Origin of the sequence: Dietzia sp. Cai40, assembly GCF_014145165.1 — a bacterium.
Taxonomy (GTDB): domain Bacteria; phylum Actinomycetota; class Actinomycetes; order Mycobacteriales; family Mycobacteriaceae; genus Dietzia; species Dietzia natronolimnaea.
Genome location: NZ_JAALEB010000307.1, coordinates 1 through 6,997 on the forward strand (window position 1 = coordinate 1; position 6,997 = coordinate 6,997).

The 6,997-nt window shown below is 70.5% G+C and carries 8 protein-coding genes; 5 read left to right on the forward strand and 3 right to left on the reverse strand.

Translation table 11 applies throughout. The annotated features are described in order from the left end of the window. A partial coding sequence (locus tag G6022_RS11900) for a glycoside hydrolase family 25 protein (protein ID WP_182691622.1) occupies window positions 1-809 on the reverse strand: 809 nt, incomplete at its 3' end. A gap of 204 nt (window positions 810-1,013) precedes the next feature. On the opposite strand from G6022_RS11900, the gene G6022_RS11905 reads away from it, so the two are divergent. After that, the gene (locus tag G6022_RS11905; RefSeq protein ID WP_179523592.1) at window positions 1,014-1,286 is read left to right on the forward strand and encodes a hypothetical protein; all 273 of its coding nucleotides are present in this window, start codon (window positions 1,014-1,016) and stop codon (window positions 1,284-1,286) included. A gap of 18 nt (window positions 1,287-1,304) precedes the next feature. On the opposite strand, the gene G6022_RS11910 is transcribed toward G6022_RS11905, so the two are convergent. Together G6022_RS11910 and G6022_RS11915 are read right to left on the reverse strand one after the other, a co-directional pair. Next, window positions 1,305-1,994 (reverse strand): pentapeptide repeat-containing protein, encoded by a 690-nt coding sequence (locus G6022_RS11910; RefSeq protein WP_179523591.1) that lies wholly within the window; start codon window positions 1,992-1,994, stop codon window positions 1,305-1,307. A gap of 26 nt (window positions 1,995-2,020) precedes the next feature. Next, window positions 2,021-2,446 (reverse strand): hypothetical protein, encoded by a 426-nt coding sequence (locus tag G6022_RS11915; RefSeq protein WP_179523590.1) that lies wholly within the window; start codon window positions 2,444-2,446, stop codon window positions 2,021-2,023. Window positions 2,447-2,569: 123 nt separating this feature from the next. On the opposite strand from G6022_RS11915, the gene G6022_RS11920 reads away from it, so the two are divergent. The 4 genes from G6022_RS11920 to G6022_RS11935 are packed head-to-tail and all read left to right on the forward strand — an operon-like array spanning window position 2,570 to window position 6,920. Next, on the forward strand, window positions 2,570-3,082 hold the full coding sequence (locus tag G6022_RS11920) for a DUF4395 domain-containing protein (protein WP_179523589.1): 513 nt from the start codon (window positions 2,570-2,572) through the stop codon (window positions 3,080-3,082). 48 nt (window positions 3,083-3,130) lie between these two features. Continuing rightward, on the forward strand, window positions 3,131-3,730 hold the full coding sequence (locus G6022_RS16710) for a hypothetical protein (RefSeq protein ID WP_206682377.1): 600 nt from the start codon (window positions 3,131-3,133) through the stop codon (window positions 3,728-3,730). Window positions 3,731-3,765: 35 nt separating this feature from the next. After that, window positions 3,766-5,787 (forward strand): M13-type metalloendopeptidase, encoded by a 2,022-nt coding sequence (locus G6022_RS11930; protein ID WP_182638738.1) that lies wholly within the window; start codon window positions 3,766-3,768, stop codon window positions 5,785-5,787. 41 nt (window positions 5,788-5,828) lie between these two features. Further along, entirely contained in the window at window positions 5,829-6,920 is a 1,092-nt protein-coding gene (locus tag G6022_RS11935; protein WP_182638736.1) for a diacylglycerol kinase, read from the forward strand. Window positions 6,921-6,997: the final 77 nt, after the last annotated feature.

Genomic DNA, 6,997 nt, shown 5'->3' on the forward strand with positions numbered 1-6,997 from the left:
GGCGGGGGTGCCGGCGCCTCGCCCGGCGTGACGGGTCCCATCCACGCCCCGAGCTCCTCGCGCGTCCCGGCGAAGACGTTGAGGTCCACGGGGCCGGCGAAGCCCGGCACCTCGCCGGTCTCCGAGTTCTGCCAGAACAGCCACTCGCTCCAGCCACCGATCACGGGGAGCGTGGGCTCCGGCACCCCGTATTCGGCCAGCCACAGCGGGTACTCGGAGAACCGGGTGGTGTTGGCCATCCGGTCGATCCAGAAGAAGCGGTACGTGTAGATGATCGGGGTCCGCCCGGTGAGGTGCTGGAGTTCGGTGAGGAAGACGTGCGTCCACTCGATCAGCTCCTCCGGGTTCTTGCCCTCGTCGGTCTCGATGTCGAGCACCGGCGGCAGCTGGGCGCCTCCCACGGACTGCAGGCGGGTGGCGAAGGCGCGGGCCTGGACCGCGGGATCCATCGCGGGGCGGGCCTTGTGGTAGCTGCCCACGGCCATGCCGGATGCCCGGGCCTGCTCGACGTCGGCCTCGTAGTAGCGGTTCGCGGGGCCGGTGCCCTCGGTGGCCTTGATAAAGGCGAAGGACTGGCCGGACGCGGCGGCCGCGTGCCAGTCGACCGGCGCGCCGTGCGGGTGTTGCCAACTCGAGGAGTCGACGCCGCGGGCCAGGCCGTCGAAGACGGGGGAGAGGGGGATGACGGCGTCGGCCCGGGGGGATATGACGACGACGAGGAGTCCGAGAGCCAGGGCCGCCGCGGAGGCGAGGGCCACGAGAAGGCGGGGGAGAGGGGCACGGCGGGCTGGCTGACCGGCTGGTGTCATGGGGTGAGTATCAATTAGTAACACCTGTCACACAAGCAACTCGCGCAACTTCGCTGGGATTTCTTCGCCCAGCACCGGCGCGACGGGGGTGGCGTGGGTCACGGATCCGTCACAACCGGTAACACGCTGTCCCACTGGTGCGATCAGGTGTTTTCCCACCTCTATTGTTGGAGTCGCCCCACCGTTCCAGTCGGGAGTCCCCTCGTGTCCGATGCAGTAGATTGTTCTACCCCTCGCTACCGTCACGACCTCGTCGCCGAAGTCGACGGTCCGGCCGATGACGCGGTTCTCGAGGTGTCCGTGGTCGAGAAGGCGGTGCTCGACGAGAACGGTGCCGGGCGCGGGGTGCCCGAGCTCGTCCTGCGGACGGGTGTCGACGGCATCGCGCTCACGGATCGCGACCAGGTTCTCCGTCTCCAGGCAGTGATCAACCGGGCCGTCAACCAGTGGCGCGACGCCGCCTCGCACCTGCCCTGAGCGCTCGCTCGATCCCGCCTACTCGACCCTGATCCCCGCTTCGCCGATCAGTGCCAGTCCGACCCCGACGACCTGCTCCGGCGAGATGATCGCCCCCCGGAGCGCGGACGCCCCCCGCACGTCCTCCAACTCGGCACCCCTCAGGTCCGCCGCGGTGAACGTGGCCCGGTCGAGGCTCGCGCCCCGCAGGTCGGCGCCGTCCGTCGACAGGTCCGCCACCCGCGCCTCCAGCAGGTCCGCCTGCCTGCAGCGGGTGGCGGACAGGCGCACCCTCTGGAGCCGGGCCATCCGCAGGTTGATCATGTCGGCGTGGCAGTCCTCGAAGGACACGTCGGTCAGTCTGGCGTCGGACAGGACCAGGCCGGTGAGCCGGCACCCGGTGAATCTGACCCGGGTGAACGTGGCCCCGTCGGCGACCATCCCGGACAGGTCGCAGCCGCTGACCACGACGTCGGTGAGGCGGAGCGAGTCGGCCCTGGCGCTGCTCAGTCTGATGCCCTCCAGTGTCGACTCTCGGATCTCCGCGCCGCCGATCAGCGCCGCGCCCTCGTCGGGGGAGGGGGCGTCCTCGGCGGTGGCACACACGCCGTCCCACAGCCCGTCCGGTTCGAGTTCGGACCGCGGCGACTGGAGTTGCTCCCGCCGCGGCAGTGACGGGGCGGCGGGCGGTCGGGGTGAGCCGGATCGGCGTCTGAGCGGTGGGGGCACGGCCGTCAGCCTAGGTGCCGGGTACGTCAGTCGAGATCGCAGAGGCGGGCGAACTGCACCCACTGGGCGTCGACGGCCGAGGGGTCGGGGGCGGGTTGGACGACCAGGCCCGAGATCCGGCTCGCCACGGCGGACAGGGCGTTGTCCTCGACTCCGTCGGCCAGGCGCCGCACCTCCTCGGAGCCGACTCCCGGGTCGACCTGACCGGTGACCAGCCTGTGGACCGGCCCGGCCAGGACCTCACACCCCGGTGTGGCGTCCGGGCCGGGGGAGGGGGCGGGAGTCCCGGCGGCGACGCTCGGTGTCGTGGTGGGGGCAGTGCCCGGTCCGGTGGTGGTCGTGGGTGATTCACCCGGCGTCACCTGCCCGCAGGCGCCGACGGCCAGGGCGAGGCCGAGACCCGCGACGATCGCACGGCCGGGCTGAAGTGCCGCTGCTCTCCGGTGCGCCATGCTCCGCAGGATAACCGGGCTGGGACTTTCGCGGGTTCAGGCGTACTCTCGGGGCATGGGTAGACAGATCTGTCTATGCAGAGTGGCGGTACGGACGGTACCGAGAGGTCGAGGAGGTCGGTCATGAGCCTGCGAGAGGTGTTCGCGTTCCCTGAGGTCGTCAACGACTATGCCGCCCGGTGCACTGCCGGGCTCGTCGTGACGCTCGCGGTGGTGACGATGCTCGCGCCGCCGCCGGCGCAGACCTGGCTCGCCGCGGCACTGGTCGTCGGCTTCGCCCTCCGGGTGGCCGGAGGGCCGCGGTACTCACCGTTCGGCAGGCTCTCGGTGCACGTACTGGCCCCCAGGGTCAGCTCCGAGCCCAAGCTGGTCGCGGGTGCACCTAAGCGGTTCGCCCAGACGATCGGCCTGGTCATGTCCTCGGTCGCGCTCGGGTTGTTCCTGGGCGGGTTGACGGGGGCGGGGGTCGTGGTCCTGGGCGTGCTGGTGGCCGCCGCCCTCGCCGAGGCGGCCCTGGGGTTCTGCCTGGGGTGCTGGATGTACGGCCAACTGCAGCGGGTCGGTGTCGTGTCGGAGGACGCCTGCGTCGACTGCGCCGACATCTGGGCCCGGCCCGGGATGACCGCGCGCAACTGAGACCTGCTCGCAACCGGGACACCGTCACTCCGCGTTACTGTGGAGGACATGACTTCCCCGTCCGAGAACCACGAGTCGTACGGCGACGACCCCCGGGGCCACGGCTCGGCGTACGGCACCCCGTCGGACTCCGGCGACCGGTTCTCTCCCTACGGGACGCAGTCCTACGAGAGCCCCTCGTTCGGGCACCAGCAGTTCGACCAGCAGCAGTTCGAGCAGCAGCCGTTCGAGCAGCAGCCCTACGGCGCCCATTTCTACGGGGCCCAGCCGTTCGGGACTCAGCCTTATGGGACGGAGCCCTACGGCACGCAGCCCTACGGCACGCAGCCCTACGGCGTGGAGCCTTACGGCGTGCAGCCCTACGGCTCACCGGGCTATGGCGCGATGCACCCGTACGCGCCGGCCTACGGGGCGTCGCGCAAGGAACCGGCGCTCTCGCTGGTGTTGTCCTTCTTCCTGCCCGGGCTGGGCACGCTGATCAACGGCCAGGCAGGCAAGGGGATCGGCATCATGGCCGGCTACTTCCTCGGCATCCTGCTGTCCGTGGTCCTGATCGGGATCCCGATCATGCTCGGGTTCTGGGTCTGGGGGATGGTCGACGCCTATTCGGGCGCCAAGGAGTACAACGCCCGGAACGGCTTCTACTGAGAGACCGGTCGCCGGACCTTCCGTAACCTGGTCGCATGACAGCGACCGAGATCACCACGACCGACGACTCGCGCCCCTCGGGCCTCGACCTCCAGTACGTCGACCGGGACGTCCGTCCCCAGGACGACCTCTACCAGCACGTCAACGGCACCTGGATCCGCGATCACGTGATCCCCGCGGACCGGCCCATCGACGGTGCCTTCCTCGCCCTGCGCGACCTGTCCGAGGAGCGGGTGCGGGACATCATCACCGACGCCCCCGTGGACTCGCGGATCGGGGCGTTCTACGCCTCCTTCATGGACACCGACGCGGTCGAGGCCGCGGGCGTCGCCGCGCTCGCCCCCGACCTGGCGGAGATCGACGGCGCGACCGACGCCGACTCGCTGGCCCTGGCCATGGCGCGGCTGGAGAAGGTGGGCGTCGGCGGTCTGATCGGCGCCTACGTCAACAACGACGCCAAGAACTCCACCGAGTACATCCTCTACCTGGTGCAGTACGGCATCGGACTGCCGGACGAGTCCTTCTACCGCGAGGATCAGTACGCGGAGCTGCGCGACCAGTACACGGATCACATCGCGCGGATGCTCGTGCTCGCGGGACTGTCGGGAGACGAGGACGCCCGCACCCGCGCCGAACGGATCGTCGCGCTGGAGACCCGCATCGCCTCCGCGCACTGGGATGTGGTGGCCCGCCGCGACGCCGACAAGACCTACAACCCCGTCACCTGGGACGAGCTCCCCGGCCTGGCGCCCGGATTCCCCTGGCACGACTGGGCCCGTGAGGTGGGCGGCTCGGAGGAGACCTTCGGCCGCGTCGTGGCCATGCAGCCCGACTTCCTCACCGCGGTCGCCGAACTGTGGTCGACCGAACCACTGGAGACGTGGAAGGAATGGCTGCGGTGGCGGGTCCTCGGCTCGCGCGCGCCCTACCTGACCAGCGACCTGGTCGAGGAGGACTTCCGCTTCTACGGCACCGCGATGTCCGGCACGGAGGAGATCAAGGCCCGGTGGAAGCGGGGCGTCGCCGCGGTCGAGGCGGCCCTCGGCGAGGAGGTGGGTAAGGAGTACGTGGCCCGCCACTTCCCACCCGGCCACAAGGCCCGGATGGTCGAGCTGGTGGAGAACCTCACCGCCGCCTACCGCTACTCCATCGCGCGGTTGCCGTGGATGACGCCGGAGACCCGCGAGCGGGCGCAGGAGAAGCTCGAGGCGTTCGTGCCCAAGATCGGCTACCCGGAGAAGTGGCGCGACTACTCGGCGCTCGAGGTGCGCCCGGACGACCTGCTGGGCAACGTGCGGCGGTCGGCCGAGTTCGAGCACCGCTACGAACTGGGCAAGCTCGGCGGCCCGGTCGATCGCGGCGAGTGGCACATGACCCCGCAGACGGTCAACGCCTACTACAACCCGGTGATGAACGAGATCGTGTTCCCGGCCGCCATCCTCCAGCCCCCGTTCTTCGACGCCGACGCCGACGACGCCGCCAACTACGGGGCGATCGGCGCGGTGATCGGTCACGAGATCGGCCACGGGTTCGACGACCAGGGGTCGAAGTACGACGGCGACGGCAACCTGGTGGACTGGTGGACCGACGACGACCGCTCGGCGTTCTCCACCCGCGTGGACGCGCTGATCGACCAGTACCAGGGCCTGACCCCGGACGGTCTCGACCCCGCGAAGGACCACGTCAACGGAGCCTTCACGGTGGGGGAGAACATCGGCGACCTCGGCGGGCTGACCATCGCGCTGCTGGCCTACCGGCTGGCGCAGGGGTCGACAGGGGAGGGCTCCGACGTGCAGCCGGCGGAGGGGACGGAGGTGGGCCCCGAGATCGACGGGATGACCGGCATCCAGCGGCTCATCACCTCCTGGGCCATCGTGTGGCGCACCAAGACCCGCGCGGAGGAGGCCGCCCGCCGGTTGGCCGTGGACCCGCACTCCCCGCCGGAGTTCCGCTGCAACCAGGTGGTGCGGAACCTCGACGACTTCCACGCCGCGTTCGGGGTGACCGAGGGCGACGGGCTGTGGCTCGCCCCCGAGGAGCGCGTGAGCATCTGGTGAAGGGGCCCCGCCGGCTCCGGCCCGGTCGTTAGGGTTCACCCATGACGAGCCGGGATGTACCGATCAGGGTCGTGGAATGGTCGACGGGCTATCTGGGCAGGATGGCGGTCGAGGCCGTCGACGCCCGGCCCGAGCTGGAGCTGGTGGGCGTCTTCGTCTCCGATCCCGCGAAGGTCGGCGTCGACGCGGGCCGGCTCGCCGGTCTGGACCGGGATCTGGGGGTGATCGCGACCGACGACCGGGCGGCACTGCTCGCTCTCGACCCGGACGCGATCGTGTACACCGCCGAGACCGAGACCCGCTTCATGCCGGCGATCGAGGACTTCCGCGGCTTCCTGCGCGCGGGTATCGACGTGGTGGCCTCCGGCCCCGTCCTGCTCCAGTACCCGCACGGGACCCTCCCGGAGGAGATGATCGCCCAACTCGTGGACGCCGCCCGCGAGGGTGGCGCCACGCTGCACGTCAACGGCATCGACCCGGGATTCGCCAACGACGTCCTGCCGCTGGTCATGACGAGCCTGTCCCGGCGCATCGACCTGATCCGGGTGGGCGAGATCGCCGACTACTCGGTGTACCACCAGGGCGAGACCATGCGGCGGCTGTTCGGCTTCGGTCGGTCCATGGACACCCTGCCGCCACTGCTCCGACCGGGGATGCTCGCCGCGGGCTGGGGGTCGGTGGTCCGTCAGCTCGCCGCCGCGTTGGAGGTGACGCTCGACGAACCGCTGGTCGAGCGCCACGAGCGGCTTCCCGCAGATCGGGACCTGTCGCTGCTGGCGTGCGAGGTCCCGGCCGGGACCCAGGCGGCGCTGCGGTTCGAGGTGGTGGGACAGGTCGACGGCGAGGACCGCATCGTCCTGGAGCACGTCACCCGCACCGCCGTCGACCAGGCACCGGACTGGCCCCGCCCCGACCACGGGGACGGGTGCTACCGCATCGACATCCTCGGTGAGCCGGCCATGCGCGTGGAGTTCACCCACCACGCCGAGCACGGCGACCACAACGAGTCCGGCATGCTCGTCACCGCGATGAGGCTGGTCAACGCCGTCGAGGCCGTGGTCGCGGCGGAGCCCGGTCTGGTATACGCAAAGGACCTGCCGATGATCACCGGGCGTGGCTTAATGAAGAGATGAACATAATCGGTGCCGCCCGCGCCGCCCGTGCCGCCCGCGCCGCATCGGCCTCGCTGGCCGCGGCAGCCCTCGTCACG